At 70.3% G+C, this 21,504-nt stretch carries 22 protein-coding genes and 1 tRNA gene; 9 read left to right on the top strand and 14 right to left on the bottom strand.

What is annotated here, in order from left to right; translation table 11 throughout:
• Positions 1-139 precede the first annotated feature (139 nt).
• The 6 genes from BLS25_RS15275 to BLS25_RS15250 all read left to right on the top strand — a co-directional run bounded on the left by BLS25_RS15275 (position 140) and on the right by BLS25_RS15250 (position 5,916).
• Positions 140-835 carry a FadR/GntR family transcriptional regulator gene (locus BLS25_RS15275; protein WP_074696792.1) on the top strand — a complete coding sequence of 232 codons (696 nt, stop codon included), beginning with the start codon at positions 140-142 and terminating at the stop codon, positions 833-835.
• A 35-nt stretch (positions 836-870) separates the two neighbouring features.
• Positions 871-1,389, top strand: coding sequence for a gluconokinase (locus BLS25_RS15270; RefSeq protein ID WP_056228625.1), 519 nt, complete (start codon positions 871-873; stop codon positions 1,387-1,389).
• A gap of 88 nt (positions 1,390-1,477) precedes the next feature.
• Positions 1,478-3,073 carry an NADP-dependent phosphogluconate dehydrogenase gene (gndA, locus tag BLS25_RS15265; RefSeq protein ID WP_074696790.1) on the top strand — a complete coding sequence of 532 codons (1,596 nt, stop codon included), beginning with the start codon at positions 1,478-1,480 and terminating at the stop codon, positions 3,071-3,073.
• A gap of 16 nt (positions 3,074-3,089) precedes the next feature.
• A complete protein-coding gene (locus BLS25_RS15260; protein WP_074696788.1) occupies positions 3,090-3,557 on the top strand; it encodes a VanZ family protein in 468 nt (155 codons plus the stop codon).
• Positions 3,558-3,562: 5 nt separating this feature from the next.
• Positions 3,563-4,297, top strand: coding sequence for a response regulator transcription factor (locus BLS25_RS15255; RefSeq protein ID WP_056228637.1), 735 nt, complete (start codon positions 3,563-3,565; stop codon positions 4,295-4,297).
• Positions 4,294-5,916 carry a sensor histidine kinase gene (locus BLS25_RS15250; protein WP_371129344.1) on the top strand — a complete coding sequence of 541 codons (1,623 nt, stop codon included), beginning with the start codon at positions 4,294-4,296 and terminating at the stop codon, positions 5,914-5,916. The genes BLS25_RS15255 and BLS25_RS15250 overlap by 4 nt, the downstream gene beginning before the upstream one ends.
• A gap of 19 nt (positions 5,917-5,935) precedes the next feature.
• Here the strand turns inward: BLS25_RS15250 and BLS25_RS17005 are convergent, their stop codons facing one another.
• The 8 genes from BLS25_RS17005 to BLS25_RS15215 all read right to left on the bottom strand — a co-directional run bounded on the left by BLS25_RS17005 (position 5,936) and on the right by BLS25_RS15215 (position 12,479).
• On the bottom strand, positions 5,936-6,097 hold the full coding sequence (locus BLS25_RS17005; protein ID WP_176786393.1) for a hypothetical protein: 162 nt from the start codon (positions 6,095-6,097) through the stop codon (positions 5,936-5,938).
• A complete protein-coding gene (locus BLS25_RS15245; protein ID WP_074696787.1) occupies positions 6,094-6,696 on the bottom strand; it encodes a hypothetical protein in 603 nt (200 codons plus the stop codon). Before BLS25_RS15245 ends, BLS25_RS17005 begins: the two co-directional genes overlap by 4 nt.
• Before the next feature lie 43 nt (positions 6,697-6,739).
• Positions 6,740-8,293 (bottom strand): FAD-dependent oxidoreductase, encoded by a 1,554-nt coding sequence (locus BLS25_RS15240; RefSeq protein ID WP_074696785.1) that lies wholly within the window; start codon positions 8,291-8,293, stop codon positions 6,740-6,742.
• A 50-nt stretch (positions 8,294-8,343) separates the two neighbouring features.
• Positions 8,344-9,222 (bottom strand): FAD:protein FMN transferase, encoded by an 879-nt coding sequence (locus BLS25_RS15235; RefSeq protein WP_074696783.1) that lies wholly within the window; start codon positions 9,220-9,222, stop codon positions 8,344-8,346.
• A gap of 5 nt (positions 9,223-9,227) precedes the next feature.
• Entirely contained in the window at positions 9,228-9,725 is a 498-nt protein-coding gene (locus BLS25_RS15230) for an FMN-binding protein (RefSeq protein WP_074696781.1), read from the bottom strand.
• Between the two features lie 208 nt (positions 9,726-9,933).
• Entirely contained in the window at positions 9,934-10,968 is a 1,035-nt protein-coding gene (locus BLS25_RS15225; RefSeq protein WP_056228656.1) for a ribose-phosphate diphosphokinase, read from the bottom strand.
• Entirely contained in the window at positions 10,958-12,406 is a 1,449-nt protein-coding gene (gene glmU / locus BLS25_RS15220; protein ID WP_074696780.1) for a bifunctional UDP-N-acetylglucosamine diphosphorylase/glucosamine-1-phosphate N-acetyltransferase GlmU, read from the bottom strand. The genes BLS25_RS15225 and glmU overlap by 11 nt, the downstream gene beginning before the upstream one ends.
• A gap of 1 nt (position 12,407) precedes the next feature.
• Positions 12,408-12,479, bottom strand: a tRNA-Gln gene (locus BLS25_RS15215).
• A 148-nt stretch (positions 12,480-12,627) separates the two neighbouring features.
• Here BLS25_RS15215 and BLS25_RS15210 point away from each other — a divergent pair.
• Both BLS25_RS15210 and BLS25_RS15205 read left to right on the top strand, forming a co-directional pair.
• The gene (locus tag BLS25_RS15210; protein WP_056229771.1) at positions 12,628-13,080 is read left to right on the top strand and encodes a MarR family winged helix-turn-helix transcriptional regulator; all 453 of its coding nucleotides are present in this window, start codon (positions 12,628-12,630) and stop codon (positions 13,078-13,080) included.
• Complete coding sequence (locus BLS25_RS15205; RefSeq protein WP_074696778.1) at positions 13,077-13,589, top strand: hypothetical protein; 513 nt, start codon at positions 13,077-13,079, stop codon at positions 13,587-13,589. Before BLS25_RS15210 ends, BLS25_RS15205 begins: the two co-directional genes overlap by 4 nt.
• A 47-nt stretch (positions 13,590-13,636) precedes the next feature.
• On the opposite strand, the gene BLS25_RS15200 is transcribed toward BLS25_RS15205, so the two are convergent.
• Entirely contained in the window at positions 13,637-14,374 is a 738-nt protein-coding gene (locus tag BLS25_RS15200; protein WP_074696776.1) for a hypothetical protein, read from the bottom strand.
• Positions 14,375-14,528: 154 nt separating this feature from the next.
• Here BLS25_RS15200 and BLS25_RS15195 point away from each other — a divergent pair, with 154 nt between their 5' ends.
• Entirely contained in the window at positions 14,529-16,196 is a 1,668-nt protein-coding gene (locus tag BLS25_RS15195) for a PHP domain-containing protein (RefSeq protein WP_074696774.1), read from the top strand.
• A gap of 67 nt (positions 16,197-16,263) precedes the next feature.
• On the opposite strand, the gene BLS25_RS15190 is transcribed toward BLS25_RS15195, so the two are convergent.
• The 5 genes from BLS25_RS15190 to BLS25_RS15170 all read right to left on the bottom strand — a co-directional run bounded on the left by BLS25_RS15190 (position 16,264) and on the right by BLS25_RS15170 (position 21,503).
• Positions 16,264-18,057 carry an ABC-F family ATP-binding cassette domain-containing protein gene (locus tag BLS25_RS15190; RefSeq protein WP_056228673.1) on the bottom strand — a complete coding sequence of 598 codons (1,794 nt, stop codon included), beginning with the start codon at positions 18,055-18,057 and terminating at the stop codon, positions 16,264-16,266.
• A 230-nt stretch (positions 18,058-18,287) separates the two neighbouring features.
• A complete protein-coding gene (locus BLS25_RS15185) occupies positions 18,288-19,205 on the bottom strand; it encodes an ABC transporter substrate-binding protein (RefSeq protein ID WP_056228676.1) in 918 nt (305 codons plus the stop codon).
• Positions 19,206-19,243: 38 nt separating this feature from the next.
• Positions 19,244-20,005 (bottom strand): ABC transporter permease, encoded by a 762-nt coding sequence (locus BLS25_RS15180; RefSeq protein ID WP_056228679.1) that lies wholly within the window; start codon positions 20,003-20,005, stop codon positions 19,244-19,246.
• Positions 20,002-20,682 carry an ABC transporter permease gene (locus BLS25_RS15175; RefSeq protein WP_056228682.1) on the bottom strand — a complete coding sequence of 227 codons (681 nt, stop codon included), beginning with the start codon at positions 20,680-20,682 and terminating at the stop codon, positions 20,002-20,004. Before BLS25_RS15175 ends, BLS25_RS15180 begins: the two co-directional genes overlap by 4 nt.
• Entirely contained in the window at positions 20,679-21,503 is an 825-nt protein-coding gene (locus BLS25_RS15170) for an ABC transporter ATP-binding protein (protein ID WP_056228686.1), read from the bottom strand. Before BLS25_RS15170 ends, BLS25_RS15175 begins: the two co-directional genes overlap by 4 nt.
• Position 21,504: the final 1 nt, after the last annotated feature.

The raw sequence follows: 21,504 nt of genomic DNA, 5'->3' as shown, positions 1-21,504 counted from the left end.
TCTCCGTTGATTCAAGCCGTCGGACGCGTCATCGGGCATGCTGTGTCCGCCCCGCATCCGCCGGAGCGGTCAGGGCATCTTCACACAATGATCATATCTTTGACAAGATAAGGTCGTACCTAAGACCCGAGGAGGGGGAATGGCTCGAGCGACGCACGGCTCGCTGGTCGACGCGATCGGCATCCGCATCGTCGACGGCGACCTGCCGCCGGGCACCGTCCTGACCCTCGCCGCCCTCGAGGCCGAGTACGCCGTCTCGCGCACCGTCGTGCGCGAGGCCGTCCGCTCGCTCGAAGCGATGGGCCTGCTCTCGCAACGCCGTCGCGTCGGACTCACCGTGCGCGAGCCCGAGCACTGGAGCGCCCTCGACACCCGCCTCATCGGGTGGCAGCTGGCCGGTCGCCGGCGCGACCAGTTGATCGTCAACACCACGGAGCTGCGCGCGGCGGTCGAACCCGTCGCCGCTCGGCTGAGCGCCCGGCGCGCCACCGACATTCAGCGCGGTGAGATCCTGCGTCTGGCCGACGAACTCGCCCGCCTCGGCGCGGCCGGCCTCGGCAACTCCCCCGAGTACCTCGCGGCCGACATCGCCTTCCACGACCTCATCCTCATCTCGAGCGGCAACCTCATGCTCGCCGCGGCCCGCGCCCCGATCGCCGCCGCGATCGAGGGACGCGCGATGCACGGGCTCACCCCGGGGGTCCCACACCCCGACGCGCTCGACAACCACGTCGCCACGGCCGAGGCGATCGGACGCGCTGACGCCGACGCCGCCGAGGAGCACACGCGCCTGTACGTCGCCGCGGTGCTCACCGAAGTCCGCCGCACCATCTGACACCGAACCGATCGCTTTCGACGAAGAGAGATTCCATGACCGCTCCCGTTCCCGTCTTGGTCTTCATGGGCCCCGCCGGCACCGGCAAGTCCACCGTCGCCGGCATGCTCGCCGGTCGTCTCGGCTGGGACTTCCAAGAGGGCGACGACCTGCATCCGGCCGAGAACGTCGCCAAGATGGCATCCGGTCACGCCCTCAATGACGACGACCGCTGGCCCTGGCTCGATCGCGTCGCCGGGTGGATCGACGGGCGGATCGCCGCCGGTCGCCCCGGCATCATCACGTGCTCGGCCCTCAAACGCAGCTACCGCGACGTGCTGCGCCGCGACGACGTCACCTTCGTGCTACTGATGGGCGACCCGAAGCTCGTGCTCGAGCGCCTGCTGCGCCGCCAGGGGCACTACATGCCGCCCTCGCTGCTCACCTCGCAGTTCGAGACCCTCGAGATGCCGGATGCCGATGAGCAAGCGATCCGCGTCGACCTCGACCTCACTCCGCAGGAGCAGGTGCAGCAGGTCGTCGACCGCCTTCAGCTCACCCCTACCCCGTCCTGAAACACACGCGGGCCGAGCCGATAAAGTGGCGGAGGCGGCCCGCGTGAGCCCGCCCACCCCTTCCTCGCACCTGAACACGGAGCAACGAATGACGTCGACCCCCTCCCCGACCGGACCCTCGAGCGACCAGGATCAGGCCCCGCACACGGCCGCACAGGTGCACGAGGGTGCACCCGGCATCGAAGAGGTGGATCGTCCCACCGCCGAGGCCGACTCCCGCCCCGAGGGCGAGGGCGACGGCCGCGCCAACATCGGCGTCGTGGGCCTCGCGGTCATGGGCTCGAACCTCGCCCGCAACCTCGCGAGCCGCGAGGGCAACACGGTCGCGATCTTCAACCGCAGCAAGGACAAGACCGAGCACGTGCTCGAGCAGCACCCCGAGGCGAACTTCGTCGCCTCGTTCTCGTACGAGGACTTCGCCGCGTCGCTGTCGAAGCCGCGCACCGCGATCATCATGGTCAAGGCCGGCCGCCCCACCGACTTCGTCATCGACGAGCTCGTCAAGGTCTTCGAGCCCGGCGACATCATCGTCGACGGCGGCAACGCCCTGTTCACCGACACCACCCGCCGCGAGAAGGCCGTGCGCGACACCGGCATCAACTTCGTCGGCATGGGCGTCTCGGGCGGCGAAGAGGGCGCGCTGCGCGGCCCCTCGATCATGCCCGGCGGCTCCGACGAGGCCTGGGCCACGCTCGGCCCGATCCTGAAGTCGATCGCCGCGGTCGCCGAGGGTGAGCCCTGCGTCACGCACGTGGGCCACGACGGCGCCGGCCACTTCGTCAAGATGGTGCACAACGGCATCGAGTACGCCGACATGCAGCTCATCGCCGAGGCCTACGACCTCATCCGCCGCGCCACGGGCAAGAGCCCGGCCGAGATCGCCGACGTGTTCGCCGAGTGGAACCGCGGCGAGCTCGAGTCGTACCTCATCGAGATCACCGCCGAGGTGCTGCGCCAGACCGACGCCGACACGGGCAAGCCGCTCGTCGACGTGATCCTCGACCAGGCCGGCGCCAAGGGCACCGGCGCGTGGACGGTGCAGACCGCCCTCGACCTGGGCGTGCCGGTGTCGGGCATCGCCGAGGCCACCTTCGCGCGGTCGCTGTCGAGCCACCCCGAGCAGCGCTCGGTCTCGCGCGAGCTCCCCGGCCCCTCGGGCACCGAGGTGCTGTCGGGAGAGGACGCCGACGCGTTCATCGAGCAGGTGCGCCTGGCGCTGTACGCCTCGAAGATCGTCGCGTACTCGCAGGGCTTCGACGAGATCCGCGCCGGTGCCGCGCAGTACGACTGGAGCATCGACCTGGGCGCCGTGTCGAAGATCTGGCGCGGCGGCTGCATCATCCGCGCGCAGTTCCTCAACCGCATCGCCGAGGCGTACGACGCCGAAGCCGAGCTGCCGGTGCTGCTGACCGCTCCGTACTTCGTCGAGGCGCTCGGCCGCGCCCAGGACGCATGGCGCCACATCGTGTCGCTGTCGGCGGCCAGTGGCATCCCGGCCCCCGCCTTCAGCTCGTCGCTGGCGTACTACGACGGCCTGCGCGCCGAGCGTCTGCCCGCCGCCCTCATCCAGGGCCAGCGCGACTTCTTCGGTGCGCACACCTACCGTCGCATCGACAAGGAGGGCACCTTCCACACCCTCTGGTCGGGCGACCGCACCGAGATCGAAGCCGAAGACACCCACTGATCCCGAGGGATCGACGGTGACGAAGCGGCGACGGGCATGGCTCGTCGCCGCTTCGTGCGTCTACGCGGTCGCGGTGTGGTGGATGACGCTGCGCCCCTCGATCTACGACGCCGAGGTGGGCGGCATCCTGGGTCGTCTGCTCGACGCGCTCCGGAAGTCCCCCGCGACGGCGTGGATCACCTTCGACGTCGTCGAATCCCTGTCGAACGTCGTCATGTTCGTGCCGCTGGGTCTGCTCGTGATCGCGTGGCGGGGGCGCCGGTGGCACGGCATCCTGCTCGGCCTGACCGTGAGTTGCGCGATCGAGATCACGCAACTGCTCTTCTTGCCGACGCGTGTGGCCGACGTCGGCGACGTGGCGGCCAACGCTCTCGGGGCGACGATCGGGGTGCTCGTGGGGCGCGTTCTCAGCCGCCGGATCTCGCGTTCCCAGGATTTCCATAAGGCTCGCCATAGAAAGCTCATAGATACGAGAGCACAATGAGTTCTATGACCGCGACCGCCGCCGCCCCCACCTTCACCCGCCCCGACGGAAGTGCCCTCCGCGTCCTCGTCGTGGACGACGAGCAGATGCTCACCGACCTGCTGTCGATGGCGCTGCGCATGGAGGGCTGGGACGTCAAGACCGCCGGATCGGGCTTCGACGCCCTGCAGTCCGCACGTGATTTCGAGCCGGATGCCATGGTGCTCGACATCATGATGCCCGACCTCGACGGCATGGCCGTCCTCCAGCGCCTGCGCCACTCGGGCAACGACGTGCCCGTGCTCTTCCTCACCGCGAAGGATGCCGTGGCCGATCGCGTCGCGGGCCTGACCGCCGGCGGTGACGACTACGTCACCAAGCCGTTCAGCCTCGAAGAGGTCGTCGCGCGTCTGCGGGGCCTCATGCGTCGCGCCGGCACGGCCCTGACGCGCGACTCGGAGCCGATCCTGCGCGTCGGCGACCTCTCGCTGAACGAGGACAGCCACGAGGTCATCCGCGGCGGCAAGGAGATCGAGCTCACCGCCACCGAGTTCGAGCTGCTGCGCTTCCTCATGCGCAACCAGCGCCGCGTGGTGTCGAAGGCGCAGATCCTCGATCGCGTGTGGAACTACGACTTCGGCGGTCGGTCCAGCGTCGTCGAGCTCTACATCTCGTACCTGCGGAAGAAGATCGACGCCGGGAACGACCCGCTCATCCACACCGTGCGCGGCGTGGGCTACATGATCAAAGCCCCTCAGTGAGTACCCCGCCGCGACCTGCTCCCCCCGTTCCCCCCGCCGAGGTCTGGGAGACCGACGCCCCCGACGCCGACTCCCCGCAGGAGTCGACCCCGAAGCCCAAGAAGGAGCCCCTCTCGCAGAGACTCCGTCGTCCCTGGACGCTCCAGGCGCGCTTGATGACGGCCGTCATCGGCATGGTCGCCTTCATCCTCGTGATGATCGGGATCTCGACCAGCGCCATCCTCAGCCAAGTCCTCTACGTCAACCTCGGCGCCCAGGTCGACGAGGCGGCCGCGTCCATCCAACCGCGTGCCGCCTTCCAGAGCTCGGCGGAACAGGTTCTGGAGTCGGGGTTCTTCGACTCCGGCACCCTGCTCGTCATGAACTCGCGCGGCACGGGCATCTCGGGCGCCGTGGTCGGCGACAACGGAGCGCGCGCGCTCACCACCGACGATCTCGGTCGGATCGCCGACAGCCTGCAGGCCGCCGCCGCCGACCCCAACGCCCAGACCGTCGACCTGCCGAACCTCGGCGAATACCTCGTCCGCCCCTTCCAGACGCCCGGCAGCGACAGCATCTTCTTGGTCGGACTCCCCCTCTCGAGCGTCACCAGCACCATCGGCGCGATCCTGACCACCGTCGCCCTGGTCACCACGGGCGGCCTGCTGCTCCTGGCTGTCATCATCGCGATCGTCATCCGGTTGGGACTTCGACCGCTGCGCGCCGTCGCCGAGACGGCCACCCGCGTGGCGTCGCTGCGCATGGATCAGGGCGACGTCTCGATCACCGAGCGCGTGCCCGCCGACCAGGTCGACGACCACACCGAGATCGGTCAGGTCGGCACGGCCCTGAACACCCTTCTCGACCGCGTCGACGCCTCCCTCAGCGCCCGCCAGCGCAACGAAGAGCTGATGCGCCGATTCGTCGCCGACGCCAGCCACGAACTGCGTACGCCCCTGGCATCCATTCGCGGCTTCTCGGAGCTGTCGCTGCGTGCCATGCGTCAGGCGCAGGACGACGAGAGTCGCCAGCGCATCTCTTTGGCCGTCGAGACGACCGAACAGTCGCTCGAGCGCATCCAGGCGCAGTCCCTGCGCATGACCACGCTCGTGGAGGATCTGCTGCTGCTCGCGCGACTCGACGAGGGCCAGGAGCTCGTCTACGGGTCGGTCGACCTGACGCGCCTCGCCGTCGAGGCGGTGGGCGATGCCCGCCCGGCCGGGCCGGACCACTCGTGGACCATCGACGTCCCCGATACGCCCGTCGAGCTCGCCGGAGACGCCGCCCGCCTTCACCAGGTGGTGGCGAACCTGCTCGCCAACGCCCGCACGCACACGCCCGCGGGCAGCGAGGTCAACGTATCGGTGGCCCACGAGGGCGCCGAGGCCGTGCTCCGGGTGCACGACAACGGTCCCGGCATCGATCCCTCGGTCGCCTCGCAGCTCTTCGAGCGGTTCGCCCGCGCCGATCGCTCGCGCGACCGCAAGACCGGTGGTACCGGCTTGGGCCTGTCGATCGCGCGAGCGATCGTCGACGCGCACCGCGGAACGATCTCGGTCACGAGCACTCCCGGCGACACGACCTTCGAGGTGCGCCTGCCCGCGAAGCCCGCCGATCCGGTGATCGCGGACACGGTCTGAGACCACGGGATGCCGGAGGTCAGGCGCACCGCGATCTGACCGCCGCCCGCGCCGCCTCGAGGTCGGGGCCGGGCGCGACCTCGATGTCGGGCGCGAGGGGGCCGTCGTAGACGGTACCGGTGCGGTCGACGTCGTACGCCACCGTCGCGAGCACCGCGTCGGCCCCCCGAGCGCGCTTCACCCCCACAGCGGCCGCACGCTCGCTGCGAGAGCGCTCATCGCTCCCCCGTCGAGGATGACCCGCGACTCGGGAATACCGAACGCGGGCCACTGGACGACGAGTTCGAGCGGGCCCTCCGGGGGCAGCGGGTGCAGCCAGAGCTGGCTGCGCATGGTGTAGCGGTGGTCGTCCCCGCTCCCGCTCCCGCCGTTAACCCGCACGGAGGCGCCGCCGTCCACGCCGTCAGCCGGGGCCCCGAAGCGGTCCTCAGCGAAGAGCCGCGTGCCGTCGCCGAGCACGAGGCCCCAGCGCAGCCGCTCGGGCGTCAGCGGCGCCCTCCCCCAGTGCTCGGCGAACATTCCGTGCATCTCGCGCCAGCCGCGTTCGTCGGCCGTCCCGCGCCGCAGGTGCCGCTCGGTAAGAAGTTCGACGCCGTCGGAGAAGATCCGCACGCCCGTCAGCGCGATGACGAGGTTCTCGCCCCGCGCGATGACCTCCGACACGGCGAACGGCGCCGGAAGCTCGTCGGCGGACGGCTCGAACGAGGGCGTCCGCTCTCGACGCGGCTCGACGGCAGGCTCGGCGGCGGGCAGGTCGGCGGGAAAGAATCCGGACTCCATGCCCCCACTCTTCCCGCTCGGGCCCCGCACCGCCACCGTGGTGTCAGTACCCCGCGAACGCGTCGGTCGTCAGCGACTTCGCCTTGCCCAGGGCGGGCGCGAGCGCCGAGATCAGTCGCGGCGGGCCCGAGACGTACGCGGCGCGCTGTGCGATGTCGGGGACGGTCCGCAGGAGCGCCTCGGCATCCACTCGATCCGGTCCGGCCCACACCCAGCGCTGGGGCAGATCGCGCGGCTCGTCGCGCGAGAAGACGATCACGGGGATCCCCGCGGCGGCGATCTCGTCGCGGAAGGCGAGCTCGGACGCCTCGGACACCACGTACACGAGAACGACGTCGCGGTCCTGGTTCGTCGCCACGAGGTGGCGCAGCTGCGAGACGAACGGGGTCACACCGATCCCGGCCGCGACCAGCAGCACGGGCGAGGTCGGCCGCGAGGGGAGCACGAAGTCGCCCCACACCCCCGTGACGGCGAGGGTCGCCCCCGGCTCGACGGCGGCCAGGGCCCGCTTGTACGACGACTGCGAACCGTCCTTGAAGGCGATCCGCACCTCGGGCAGGTCTTCCGGCGCGGAGACGATCGAGAACTCGCGGCGCGTTCCCCGAGCGTCGGGTCGGCGGTGCGGGACGTCGAGCTCGAGGTACTGCCCGGGGTGGAACGAGAAGGGCCGGGCGGCCCGGAACGAGAGTTCGCGCACCGTCGGGGTGACATCGCGCCGACGGTCCACGCGCAGGCGCACGGCCGCGCGCAGGCAGAACAGGAAGGCGAGCAGATTGCCGACGAGCAGCGCGCGCTCCTGACCGAGCGTGATCTCGCCCACCGGCAGCGGCCACCCGGCCAGGACGCCGACGACGATCGCCACCAGATACTGCTGCACGCGACGGGGCGGAAGGGTCAGGGGCTCGGACAGCATGAACGCGCCCAGGAACAGGAAGGGCGAGGAGAACGCCACCTGCAGCAGCACGCTCGGCACATCGACCGGGAATCCCGCGGCCTGGAACTGCACGCTCGTGCGGAGGAAGGCGACAGCCATCGCGACGACCCAGAAGACGACCACCATCGGCAACTTGTCGGTGCGGAGCAGAAGCAGCACTCCCAGCACCAGGACGGGTGCCGCGAGCCACGGCGAACCGACCCACCACGCCGAAGACCCCAGGTCGGGCGCCCAGATGCTCACGATCGTCAAGACGGTCGCGCCGGTCGCGGCGGGGTTGAAGATGTGCCGACCGCGCCAGGCGAGCACGTATTTCGAGGCGGATGCCACGACACCGGCGAGAGCGAGGCCGGCCAGGCCCATCGGCTCCACCGACGGACGCAGGACGAACAACAGGATCCCGGCCGTGATCAGTGAGGACTCCAGGCGTCGCGGCATCCGGAGCAGACTCTGCGCGACGAGATCCGTGAGGGCGCACGCGGCGGCGAGCACCACGGCGCTCGCGACGATCGCGAGAGGTTGCGGGACCACGAGGCCCGCGAACGACAGGACGAGCGAGAAGACGGCGAGAAGACCGAGCGACGCCATGACGAGCCGGTACATCGAGACGCGACCGATGAGGCCGAGGACGCGGGTCGAACCGGCGGTGAGCGTGGTGCTCATGGGGGAACCCTTCAGAGGAGGCGAAACGGGGGGGGATGGGAAGGACGGGCTCAGGAGAAGATCTCGCCGGAGAAGCCGGGAGACCACTCGACGCGGCCATCGGTGCGCATGCGCACCCATTCGGCGTCCCAGGATGCCGCCAACTCGGGCCCACCGTCGAAGAACAACGCGGTCGCCAGGGCGTCGGCGCGCATCGCCGTCTCGGCGAGGGCCCACGTGGCGGCGTACGCCCGGACGGGCGCACCGGTGCGGGCGTCGAGGACGTGGTGAAGACCGTCCCCCCACGCGCGGCGATTGATCGCCGAGGCGCAGAGCGACCGGCCCGCCACGGTGACCACTCCGATGGCGCGGGTCGGGTCGTAGGGGTGCTCGAGACCGACGCGCACGGGCGCCCCGCGGACGGCGAGGTCTCCCGACGCGTCGACGACGGCGTCGCCGTCCACGTGGGATCTCACCGCGTCGAGCACCAGGTCGACCAGTCGCCCTTTGCCGAGCGCTCCGACGTCGATGGTGGCGGGAGCGGTGACCCGCACGTGGTCGTCGTCCCACGTGAGGACCTCGCTCCAGGTGGGCGCCGGCTGCGGCGCTCCCCACGGAGCGAGAGTCAACCGGGCGTCGTACCCCAGGCGCGCCAACGCGTCGCCGACGAGCGGATTGACGGCACCGGAGGTCGCCGCATCGAGCTCGCGGTAGAGCGAGAACATGGCATCCGCGTCTCGAGGAGCGGGAACCGACGCGGTACGCCCCTCGGCGAGCGAGGACACGAGAGAGTCGTCGCGGAATCGCGACCACTCGCGGTCGAACCGCTCGATGAGCGTCGACACCGCGTCGCGGGCGACCGAGGGCAGCGGATGCGCCGTCTCGATCGCCCACGACGTACCGATCGCGTCGAAGGTCCAGATCGACCCCGTGGCGAGCGGCGTGCTCATGGCTGTCAGGCCTTGGCCTCGGACTTGATCGAGTCGACGGCCTTGTTGAAGCCGCCGCTCGTGAGCGAGGAACCGGCCACCTTGCTGACCGAGATCTCGTCGAGCTTCTTGCCCACGACCTCGCTCTGGATGCCGCCGATGAACTCGCCCTGGTAGCGCTTGGACTCCGCGGCCTGCGGGTCGCCGGTCACCTTCACCGCGGTCACGGTGTCGCCGGCGATCGTGAGGGTGACGTCGATGGTCTCGACGCTCTCGGGCGTCGCGTACTGGCCGGTGGCCTCGTACTCGCCGTCCTTGTAGGTGCCCGACGCGGTCGAGCCACCGGCGGCGGCATCCGAGGTCGTGGCGGGGGCCGAGCTCGCGGCGGGGGCCGCGGTGTCGGCGGGGGCGGCGTCGCCGGTGGTCGCGCCGCCGGCGCACCCGGCGAGGGTGGCGATGCCGGCGACACCCAGCAGAGCGGTGCCGATGCGGACGGGACGGGGTACGGCTGTGGTGCGGATCATGAGGGTCCTCCTTCGGTCGTGCCTCGCGGCGCGTACGTGCTCACGGTAGGGACACGACCTTGGCCGCCACCGGGTTCATTCTTTTGTGCGAGCTGTGCGAGGACGGACGCCGCCGGAGGGGCCTGCCTCGAGAATCGACCCTCGGACAGAACGCATTCGGCCGCCTCCCCCTGGGGAAGACGGCCGGATGCGAACGGAACGGCGGTGGTCAGGCGTCGCCGCCGAACATGCTCGTGACCGAGCCGTCCTCGAAGACCTCGTGGATCGCGCGCGCGAGCAGGGGCGCGATCGGCAGCACCTCGAGACGCTCGAACCGACGCTCGGCCGAGATCGGCACGGTGTCGGTGACGACGACCTGGTCGATCGCGGGGTCCTGCAGACGCTCGGTGGCCGGGTCGCTGAAGATCGCGTGGGTCGCGGCGACGATGACCTTGCGGGCGCCCGAGGCCTTGAGGGCCTGAGCAGCCTTCTGGATGGTGCCGCCGGTGTCGATCATGTCGTCGACCAGCAGGCAGGTGCGGCCGTTCACGTCACCGACGATCTCGTGCACCGAGACCTGGTTGGCGACCTTCGGGTCGCGACGCTTGTGGATGATCGCGAGGGGGGCGCCCAGGCTGTCGGACCAGGTGTCGGCCACGCGCACGCGGCCCATGTCGGGCGACACGACGGTGAGGGTCTCGCGGTCTTCGGCGGAGAGGCCCCGCTCGAAGTGGTCGAGCAGCACCGGCTTGGCGAACAGGTGGTCGACCGGACCGTCGAAGAAGCCCTGGATCTGCGCGGCGTGCAGGTCGACGCTCATGATGCGGTCGGCACCCGCGGTCTTGAGCAGGTCGGCGACCAGGCGGGCGCTGATGGGCTCGCGACCGCGGCCCTTCTTGTCCTGACGCGAGTACGGGAAGTACGGCGCGACGACCGTGATGCGCTTGGCCGAGGCCCGCTTGAGGGCGTCGAGCATGATGAGCAGCTCCATGAGCCACTCGTTGACCGGAGGACCGAACGACTGGACGACGAACACGTCGCAGCCGCGGATCGACACCTCGAAGCGGGTGTAGATCTCACCCGAGGCGAAGGTGCGGTGCTCGGTGGGGGCGAGCTCGGTGCCGAGGTGCTCGGCCACCTGCTTCGCGAGTTCGGGGTGCGAGCGGCCCGAGGCGACGACGAGTCGCTTCTTGGTCTTGGCGACGAGCCCGGGGGCGATGCCGTTGTCGCGGTCGAGGTCTACACGATTCTTCTTACGAGCCATCGGCCGCTTCCTGTTCAGCCCGAGCCTGAGCGGCCACGTCGGCCGCTCTGGTGCCCGGTCGGTTCTTCTCGACCCACCCCTCGACGTTGCGTTGGGGTGCCACGCTGAGCGCCAGCGCACCGGCCGGGACATCCTTGCGGATCACCGCGCCGGCACCCGTCTTGGCGCCCGCTCCAATCGTAACCGGCGCGACGAAGACGTTGTGCGATCCGCTGTGGACCTCGTCGCCGATGACGGTGCGGTGCTTGGCGATGTCGTCGTAGTTCGCCGTGATCGCACCGGCACCGAGGTTGACGCCGCGTCCGATCTCGGTGTCGCCGATGTACGACAGGTGCGGGACCTTGCTCCCCTCGCCGATCGAGGAGTTCTTCACCTCGACGAAGGTGCCGACCTTGCCGTTCACGCCGACGCGCGCGTTCGCGCGGAGGTAGGCGAACGGGCCGACCGTGGCGCCGGCCTCGACGACCGCGAGGGTGCCGTCGGTGCGGGTGATCGTCGCGTTCTCGCCGACCTCGCAGTCGACGAGGCTCGTGTCGGGGCCGATGGTGGCGCCCGAGGCGATGACGGTCGCCCCGCGCACGTGCGTGTTGGGGAGGATCGTGACGTCGGGGGCGAGGGTCGCGGTCACGTCGATCCACGTCGTCGCCGGGTCGACGACCGTGACGCCCTCGAGCTGCCAGCGGCGCACCGTGCGCGCGTTGAGGGTGCGCCCGGCCTCGGACAGCTGTACACGGTCGTTCACGCCGAGTGCGGCGGACGCATCGCCGGTGACGGACGCCGCGACCCCCATCTCCGCGTCGCGCAGGAGCCCGACCACGTCGGTGAGGTACTTCTCGCCCTGGGCGTTCGCGGTCCCGACGAGGGCGAGCTGCGCACGCAGCGGACCGGCCCGGAAGACGTAGACCCCCACGTTGATCTCGGTGACCGCGGCCTCGTCGGCCGTGGCGTCCTTCTGCTCGACGATGCGGCGCACGCCGTCGGTCTCGTCGCGCAGGATCCGGCCGTACCCGAAGGGCTGGTCGACCCGCGCACTCAGCAGGGTGACGGCGGTGCCGCCGCTGCGGTGGGTCGCGAGCAATTCGGTGAGCGTGCCGGTCTCGAGCAACGGCACGTCGGCGCTGAGCACGAGGACATCGCCCTCGAAGCCGTCCAGCGCGTCGAGGGCGACCTCGACCGCGCGACCCGTGCCGGGCACCTCGTCCTGATCGACGATTACGACGCCCGGGGCGAGCTCCGCCACGGTCTCGGCGACCATCTCGCGCTCGTGACGCACGACCACGACGATGCGGGCCGGATCGAGGGATGCCGCGGTGTCGAGCACGTGGCCGACGAGCGGGCGACCGCCGACCGGGTGCAGGACCTTCGGTGTGCGGGAGCGCATGCGCGTTCCCTGACCCGCAGCGAGGACGACGACGGCCAACTCGGTCGGTGATGTCATGCTCCGCCGCCAGGATTCGAACCTGGACCTAACAGCTCCAAAGGCTGTCGTGCTGCCGTTACACCACGGCGGACCGTGCCCGAGGGCACCGGTCAAGTCTGCCAGACCCGGACGCCGGGCGTTCCGCCCGCCCGCGCGCGCCGACCGACCCGCCGAGCACTCGACATAATGAGACCGTGACCCGGGACAGCGACGAAGTCGACCGCATCGTCGATGCGTGGATGCGTCAGCGCCCCGATCTGGACTTCTCGCCCCTCGAGGTGCTCTCGCGCGTCGCACGCCTGTCGCGACACCTCGACTTCGCCCGCAAAGAGGCGTTCCGCCGCAGCGACATCGAGTCGTGGGAGTGGGACGTACTCTCGGCGCTGCGCCGGGCGGGCGAGCCGTACCAGCTGAGCCCGAAGCAGCTGCTGCAGCAGACGCTCGTCTCGAGCGGCACGATGACGAACCGTATCGATCGTCTCGTCGCCCGCCGTTTCGTGCGTCGCGAGGCCGACCCCGGAGACGGACGGAGCATTCTGGTGACGCTGACCGACGACGGACGAGTACGGGTGGATGCCGCGATCACCCGCCTCGTCGACGCCGAGGCCCTCTTGCTCGAGGGACTCTCGCGCGGCGACCGCGAACGACTCGCCACCCTGCTGCGCAAACTGAGCCTGGGATTCGACGCGTGAGCGCGCCGGCGGAGTCGCTGTCGTGCTGGGCGCGCGTCCGGGCGTGGTTCGGCGTCCGCTTCCGCTCCCCCGCGGCGATCTACGGCCTGATCGTGTTCGCGGCGTTCGTCTCGATCGCCGACGACCACACCGAGAACGTGTGGGAGGTGATCGGCAGCGCCTCGCTGTCGCTCGTCGTCTTCTTCATCGCGCACGTGTTCGCGCACACCCTGACCGAGCACGCCACCCACGGGCTCCGCCGCGCGACCCGCGAGGGCATGCGGCACGGGGCGGGGATGCTCTACGCGTCAATCCCCTCGATCCTCGTGCTCGTCTGGGCCGGGATGACCGGCGTCTCGGTGAGCGACGCGTTCGAGTTGTGCATGTGGGCGACCTTCGCCGTGCTCGCCCTGCTCGGCTACGGCGCGTACGCCCGGCGGAAGGCGTCGATCCCCGTCCGACTCCTCGGCGCCTTCGCCACCGCCTGCCTCGGCGTCTTCATCGTGGTGCTGGAGTACGCGGTCCACTGACGCCGACGGGGCCGCCGCAGCAGCGACGACCCCGAGCGGACGGGCGATCAGTCCTGCGCCGCCGCGCGACGACGAGCGCGCGCACGGAACACGAGACCGGCGGCGACGGCGAGCACGGCGCCGACGCCCGCAACGCCCGCCACCTGTGCACCCGTGACCGCGAGGTCCGAGCCGGAGGCCGCGGCCGCAACCGGGGTGGCCGAAGTCGAGGGGCCAGGGGTGGCCGAGGCGGCTGCCGCGGGGTCGGGGGCGGCCGATCCCGAGGCCGACGGGGACGGCGCGGGGCCGGTCGGCGACGTGGTCGGTGAGGGGCTCGGCTGACCGGGGACCGCCCAACCCGACGCGGACAGGGTGACCGGCAGGCTGGCGACGGGGAGGATCGACGAGGGCACCCCGGACGACAGCGCGAGGCACTCCAGGCTCAGGGTCGCGCTCGTCGTGCCCATGGGAACGACCGCCGTGAACGAGGAGCCCATCGGGACGCTCACCGCCGCGCCCGCGGTGACCGGCACGGTCGCCGAGACGACGACGGTGCTGCCTCCGGCCGCCACCGACAGGCGCGCCCCATCGCTCGTTCCGGAGGGGCAGCCATCGGCGAAGGTCGCGATGCCGAAGGAGGGATACGCGGCGGCGTCACCCGAGAAGACGGCCGTGCCCGCGGCATCCCGCAGCACGAGGGGGCTCGCCGCGGACGCGGCCAGGGCACCGAGCGGCACGAGACCCGTGACGAGGACCGCGGCTGCGGCGAAAGGGAGGAGGCGGGTGGGCACGGGGGTGGACGACATGGCTGCTCTCGATCGGGTGGTGAGGTCGAACGGACTGTGCCGCACCGTGCGGTCCACCGGGTGAATGGATGGTGACGTCAACATCACCGCGCGTCCACCCGCGATTCATCCGCGGCCCCTACGTTCCCGGCGACCCCTCTCACGAAAGTCTGCGATGCCCTCTCACACCCCATCCGGCTTCTCCCGCCGCACCTTCCTCGCCGCAGCCGCCGCCGCGGTCACGACCGCGTCCGCCGCATCGTCGTTCGGGCCCGCAGCCGCCGCGAGCGCCGTGGCCGCGACCACGCCCACGGCCGTGACCGACCCGAAGGCCCTGCGCTGGCTCGTCTTCGACCATCACGTGCACTCGGTCTACTCGCACGACGCCAAGTACGCGATGACGACGATCCTCGACCAGGCGCAGCGTTTCGGGGTGGATGCCATCGCCTTCACCGAGCACAGCAACGTCGGCCACGCGAACGTCGGCGGCGTCTTCAACGCGGCGCGCGAGATCGAGGCGGCGCGAACCGCCCGACCCGATCTCCTCGTCTTCCAGGGCCTCGAGTGGTACATCCCGGCCGCCGAGCACGGCACCGTGCTGGTCGCCCCCGGCCCCCGCGTGACCGAGGTGCTGCGCAACTTTGAGCTGACCTACGACGGCAAGCTCAACCAGTGGGAGAAGCCCCGACCCAACACGAGCGACGCCGCCGACTGGCTGCAGCACGCCGTCGACGGGATCTCGTGGCTCGGCCAGCAGCGCAAGGTGGGCCTGGTCGACGACGTGCTCGTCCTGGCCAACCATCCCAGCCGACTCGGCATCGACTCCCCCGGCGAACTGCGCGCGTGGCAGGATGCCGACCCCGACGTCTTCGTGGGCTTCGAGGGGGCTCCGGGGGCGCAGGCCTCGGGTCTCGCGGCGAACACCACCGACCGTTCGCAGCGTGGCGAGTACGAGAACTCCCGCAGCGACTACTCGTTCCCGGGATTCCCCGCGAGCGCGTACCGGGCGCACGGCGGATTCGACTGGATGACCGCGGTCGTCGGCGGCATGTGGGACGCCCTGCTCAGCGAGGGCCGGCGCTGGTGGATCACCACGAACAGCGACCTGCACCTGAAGAACTTCGACAACACCCGCGTGGGCGACTTCCCCACCGGCTCGGGGTGGGACAACGGGGCCACGCTGGCCAACTTCAACCGCGCGGGTCGCCGACCCGACCCCGTGTCGACCGCCTCCCCGCAGGGCGGCAGCGACCTGTGGCCGGGCGAGTTCAGCCGCACCCACGTCGGCGCCGCCGACAAGACGCACACCGCCGTCCTCGACGCCGTGCGCGCGGGACGCATGTGGGTCGACCACGGGCACCTCGTCGCCGGACTCGCGGTCACCCTGCGCGCCGCCGACGACACCGCCAACACCGCCACACTCGGCGGGACCCTGCGCGTACCGACGGGCACGAAGATCGAGATCGTCATCGACGTCGAGCCCACCACGGAGCGCAACTCCGCCGGCATCCTGCCCCGTCTCGCGCACCTCGACGTGATCCGCGGCGAGATCACGGGCGCCGCGAGCGACCGCGACACGATGGTCGCTCCCCGAACCCGCGTCATCGAGCTGCGCGACGTGAGCGACCGCAGCGGTTCGGCGTTCCAGATCGTGATCCCAGTGGGCACCGCCGACGTCGACGGCTACGTGCGCGTGCGCGGAAGCGACGGCAAGGTGCACGGCACCGGCCCGCGCGGGGCGGACGTGGACCCGCGGGCCCCGCAGCCGCACGCGGCCGGTCAGGGGAACCCCTGGCTTGACACGTGGCTCTACACGAACCCGATCTTCGTGTCGGTGCGCTGATCGTCGATCGAGGACGGCCCGTTCCCTCCGGGGGACGGGCCGTTCGCCGTCGCGGCGTCCCGAGGGCTCAGCCGATGGATTCGGTGAGCTCGAACCAGGTCATCTCGAGTTCGTCGCGCTCGCCCTCGAGGGCCGAGATGCGCTGCATCTCTTTGCCGAGCCCCTCGTAGTCCGCCTGGTCGTGGTCGGCCAACGCCGCCTTCGCCTTGTCGATCTGCTGCTGCAGCTTCTCGATACGGCGTTCGACGGCGGACGCCTCCTTCTGCGCGGCGCGGAGCTCGGCGCCCTGCAGGCCCGGGGTCGCGGAGGCACCGGAGGACGTCGCGGACCGTGAGGGTTCGGCATCCTGCAGCGCCCTCAAACGCAGGTACTCGTCCACGCCCCCGGGAAGATGACGGAGCTTGGCATCGAGGATCGCGTACTGCTGGTCGGTGACGCGCTCGAGGAAATAGCGATCGTGCGAAACGACGATGAGGGTGCCGGACCACGAGTCGAGCAGGTCTTCCATCGCCGCGAGCATGTCGGTGTCGAGGTCGTTGGTGGGCTCGTCGAGGATCAGCACGTTCGGCTGATCGAGGATGACCAGCAGCAGCTGCAGGCGCCGCTTCTGGCCACCCGAGAGGTCTTTCACCGGCGTCGAGAGCTGCGCGCTCGAGAAGCCGAGGCGCTCGAGCAACTGCCCGGGGGTGAGCTCCTGCGACTTCGAGCCGGCGCCGAACGCGTAGGTGGTGCGCAACCCGGCGATGACCACGCGCACGGGGTCGTTCAGGTGCTGGTCGAGCTCGTCGAGGCGCTGGGTGAGGGTGGCGACCTTGACCGTCTTGCCGCGCTTGACGCGGCCGCTGGTGGGCTCGAGGGAGCCGGTCACCAGGCTGAGCAGCGTGGACTTGCCCGCACCGTTCACGCCCAGGATGCCGGTGCGCTCCCCCGGCGCGATCCGCCACTCCACGTCCTTCAGAACCGTCTTGTCGCCGAAGGTGACCCCCGCGTCGAGCAGGTCGACGACGTCTTTGCCCAGGCGGGCGACCGCGAGCGACTGCAGGGCGACCTTGTCGCGGATCTCGGGCACATCGGCGATGAGCTCGTTCGCCGCGTCGATGCGGAACTTCGGCTTCGACGTGCGCGCCGGCGCCCCGCGGCGCAGCCACGCGAGCTCCTTGCGGGCCAGGTTCTGACGGCGTTGTTCGATGGATGCCGCCTGCCGGTCGCGCTCCACGCGCTGCAGGATGTACGCCGCGTAGCCGCCCTCGAAGGGCTCGACGATCCGATCGTGCACCTCCCACGTCGCGGTGCAGATCTCGTCGAGGAACCACCGGTCGTGCGTGACGACGAGCAGGCCGCCGGCCGAGGGCGCCCACCGCTTCTTGAGGTGACCCGCGAGCCACGTGATCGCCTCGACGTCGAGGTGGTTGGTGGGCTCGTCGAGGAACAGCACGTCCCAATCGCCCGACAGGAGCTTGGCCAGCGCGACACGGCGCCGCTGACCACCTGAGAGGTCCCCCAGACGGGCGTCCCAGGGCAGATCGCCGAGCAGGCCCGCGATCACGTCGCGCGTACGGGAGTCGCCCGCCCACTCGTGCTCGGGTCGATCGCCGACCACCGCGTGGCCGATGGTGTCGTCGTCGTCGAGGGTGTCCTGCTGGTCGAGCACGCCGACGGTCACCCCGCCGCGCACGGTCACGCGCCCGCCGTCGGGCTCGCGGATACCGGCGAGCATGCCGAGCAGACTCGACTTGCCGTCACCGTTGCGGCCGACGATCCCGATGCGATCGCCCTCGTTCACGCCGAGCGAGACGGAGTCGAAGACGATCTTGGTCGGGTATTCCAGGTGCAGGGCTTCGCCCCCGAGCAGATGTGCCATATCCGTCCCAGGCTACGCGGTGCCCGAGGCGATCGCGCGCGCCGGGGTGCCGGCATCCACCCGGCCCTCCCCGTGCGAGGCGCTCGGGCGGGTTTCCCTGCGCCGAGACGGCAACCTCCTGACGAATCAGGCGCGATCTGATGCCGACATGTCAGCGGGGTGCCGTCTCGCGGGCGAAAACGACGGCGGGGCCGCCCGGTACCCCGGACGACCCCGCACGACGAAGAGACTCAGAAGCCGTTGGCCGAGAGCCACTCCTTGGCGATGTCGGCGGACGACTTCTGGTCGACCGTGGACTCGACGTTCATCGCGACCAGCGCGTCCTCGGTGAGGGCGGCGCTGACCTTGTTGAGCACATCCGACACCTCGGAGGCGACGTTCGAGTTGACGACCGGCACCACGTTCGACGCCAGGAACAGGCCCTTGGGGTCGGTCAGCGTGAGCAGGTTGTCGGTCTTGATGCGGGGATCGGCCGTGTAGACGTTGGCGACCTGGATGGTGCCCGCCACGAGGTCGTCGACCGTGGTCTCGCCCGTGGGCGAGAACTGGACGTTGACCCCGTAGGTCGACTGCAGTCCGGCCGGCCCGTACGGACGCTCGGCGAGCTCGGCGTTGCCACCGAGCGTCAGGCCCGAGGTCACCTTCGACAGGTCGGCGATCGAGGTGAGGCCGTTGGCGTCGGCGAAGGCCTTCGTGACGGTGTACGAGTCCTGGTCGGTGGCCTGCGACTGGTCGAGGACCTCGAGACCCTGGGGCAGAGCCGCCGGGAGAGCCGCGTAGACGTCATCGGACGTGCGGGCGGTGGTGTCCTTCTGGAAGAACTGCAGCAGGTTGCCGGTGTACTCGGGGAACACCGAGACGGTGCCGTCTTCGAGCAGCGGGATGTACGCATCGCGCTGACCGATCTGGAACTGACGCTTCACGGTCTTGCCCGCGCCCTCGAGCGCCTGAGCGTAGATCTCGGCGATGATCTCGTTCGAATAGTAGGCCTGCGAGCCGACGACGATCGTGTCGGACGACGCCGAGGCGTCACCGCCGCCGTTGCTGAGGGGGTCGCTCGATCCGCCGCTGCAACCGGCGAAGGCGAGGGAGGCGACCGCGAGGCCTGCGACGAGGCCGAGGCCCTTCTTGGTTCGTGCTGTGAACATGGGTGCTCTCTTTTCTGGTGATTCGGGAATCGGGTGGGTCAAGGGGTCGCCGGAGGCGCCGTGGGCGCCCCGACGGCGAGGGCTTCCGCGCGACGCTGACGAGCGGAGCGCGGCTGCGGCTGGGCGGACCCCGCGGCACGGATGCCACGGGGGACGACCAGATGCTGGAGAAGGGCGAAGAGGCCGTCGATGACCAGCGCGAGGACGGCGACGAGGATCGCCCCGCCGATCAGGATGTCGAAGCGGCGGAGGGGGATCGCGGCGATGATGTACTGGCCGAGCCCGCCGAGACCGATGTACGCCGCGATCGTCACCGTGGCGAGCACCTGCAGGGTCGCCGCGCGAATGCCCCCGACGAGGAGCGGCAGCCCGAGGGGCACCTCGATACGCCACAGGATCTGCGACTCGGTCATCCCCATCGATCGACCCGCGTCGATCACGCGGCGGTCGATCGCCTCGAAGCCGGTGTAGGCCCCGGCGAGGAGGGACGGGATGGCGAGGACCACGAACGAGATGATCGCCGCTTCCGGCTTGTGCAGCACACCGAGAAGGAGCGTCAGCAGAATGAGCAGACCGAACGACGGGATGGCACGAGCGGCGCCCGAGATCGCGACGGCCGTCTCGCGTCCCTTGCCGGTGTGACCGATGTACCACCCCAGCGGGACGGCGATCGCGCCGGCGATGAGCACGGCGACGACCGTGTAGAGCAACTGCACGCCGATCGCGACGGGGATGGCGTCGAAACCTCGACCGGGATCGCCCGAGAAGATCCACCCGATCGCGTCGCCGAGGAGGTTCATGCCTTCACCAACGTCCGGTTGGCCTGCCGTGAGACGGTCTTCGTCCCGCGCGTCCACGGCATGAGCAGGCGCCCCGCGATCACCAGCAGCAGGTCGATCACGAGGGCGAGCACGACGACCGCCACGACGCCCGCGAAGACCTCGGGGATGATGCGCCGCTGAAGCCCGTTCGTGAACAGGTAGCCGATGTTCTGGATGCCGACGAGGATGCCGACGGTGGCCAGAGCGATGGTGCTCGCCGAGGCGACGCGGAGCCCCGCCAGCACGACGGGACCGGCGAGGGGGAATTCGACCGCCCAGAAGCGCCGGAAGGAGCCGTAGCCGATGGCCGTGGAGGCTTGACGCACCCCGGCATCCACCGAGTCGAGTCCGTCGGCGACCGCGCGGACGAGGATCGCGACGGCGTAGATGGCCAGGGCGACGATGAGGTTCGTCTCGCTGACGATGCTGTACCAGCCGGTGACGACGGGCACGAGGATCAGCAGGGCCAGCGACGGGATCGTGTACAGCAGCCCGGTGATCGTGATGACGCCGCTGCGCACGAGACGATAGCGCCACGCGACCCACCCGAGCGGAACGCTCAGCACGAAGCCCGCGATCAACGCGACGATGCTCTGACGCAGGTGGATCAGCGTCAGTTCCCCGATGAGGTCGAGATTGTTGCCTACCCAGTTCACGGGTGGGAATCCTCCACGAGCGCCCCCTGCGTGCGACCCTCGGCATCGACGACGACCGTCCCGGTCGGGGTCTGCTTCAGGTGCAGCGCGCGCTTTCCCTTCACCGCTCCGATGAAACTCGCGACGAAGTCGCTGGCGGGGTTCTCGACAATCTCGCTCGGCGTGCCGACCTGGGCGATCTTCGCGCCCTTCTCGAGGATGACGACCTGGTCGCCGAGGAGGAACGCTTCGTCGATGTCGTGCGTGACGAAGACGATGGTCTTTCCGATCTCGCTCTGCAGCCGGATGAGCTCCTGCTGCAGTTCGTCGCGCACGATCGGGTCGACCGCGCCGAAAGGCTCGTCCATGAGCAGGATGTTGGGGTCGGCGGCGAGACCACGGGCCACGCCCACGCGCTGCTGCTGCCCGCCCGAGAGCTGGCTCGGATAGCGGTCGGCCATGGCGCTGTCGAGACCGACGGTCGCCATGAGCTCGAGGGCACGCGTGCGGGCGGCCTTGCGGCTCTGGCCCTGGAGCACGGGAACGGTCGAGATGTTGTCGGCCACGGTGAAGTGCGGCAGCAGACCCGAGTTCTGCATGACGTAGCCGATGCTGCGACGCAGCTGCACCGCGGGCTTGCCGCCGATGTCGGCACCGTCGATGGCAATCGTGCCCGACGAGGGCTCGACCATGCGGTTGATCATCCGCAACAAGGTCGTCTTGCCGCAACCGGACGAGCCCACGAAGACCGTGGTCTTGCGCGAGGGGATGACGAGGTGGAAGTCGTCGACGGCGCGGGTGCCGTCGGGGAAGACCTTGGAGACGGCCGAGAACTCGATCATG

Origin of the sequence: Microbacterium testaceum StLB037 (assembly GCF_900104345.1) — a bacterium.
GTDB lineage: Bacteria > Actinomycetota > Actinomycetes > Actinomycetales > Microbacteriaceae > Microbacterium > Microbacterium testaceum_A.
This window is presented reverse-complemented; position numbering and strand designations above follow the sequence as displayed.